1 protein-coding gene is annotated in these 382 nt (G+C 65.7%); it reads left to right on the top strand.

What is annotated here, in order from left to right; genetic code table 11:
* Positions 1 to 14: 14 nt before the first annotated feature.
* The coding region (locus tag AB4Z27_RS29770; RefSeq protein WP_441646082.1) for an alpha/beta fold hydrolase at positions 15 to 382 on the top strand (368 nt) is incomplete at its 3' end.

Below are 382 nucleotides of genomic sequence, written 5' to 3'. Positions count from 1 at the left end.
ACCGCCCGCAATACATGCAGGAACGCCTGCAGGCGCTCAAGGAACCCGCATCGGCCGAAGCCGTGCGGAGCGCCTTCAATGCCTCGCGCGACGAGATTCTGCAGAACGCGTTCACGCGTGGATTGCCGGAGGGGGCGCGCTATGCGTTGGATGCGGATTATCGTGCCGATCTTGCACGTGGCTGGCAGAACGGGGCGCTGACGTCGGCCGACGCGTTCGCGCACTACTACGCGCACTTCACGCGGGATCAGAATGCGTTCGAGGCGCGGCTGCCGGGCCTGAAGGCCCCGGTACGCGTGGTGTGGGGCGAGCAGGACATCTATATCAACAAGGAAATGGGCGTCGAGTTCGCGCGCAGGACCGGAGCGCCATTGCGGTGCGG

This window comes from Cupriavidus sp. KB_39 (genome assembly GCF_052114485.1).
Classification (GTDB): Bacteria; Pseudomonadota; Gammaproteobacteria; order Burkholderiales; family Burkholderiaceae; genus Cupriavidus.
Note: the sequence above shows the minus strand (reverse complement) of the source record. Positions and strands in the feature narration are given on the sequence as shown.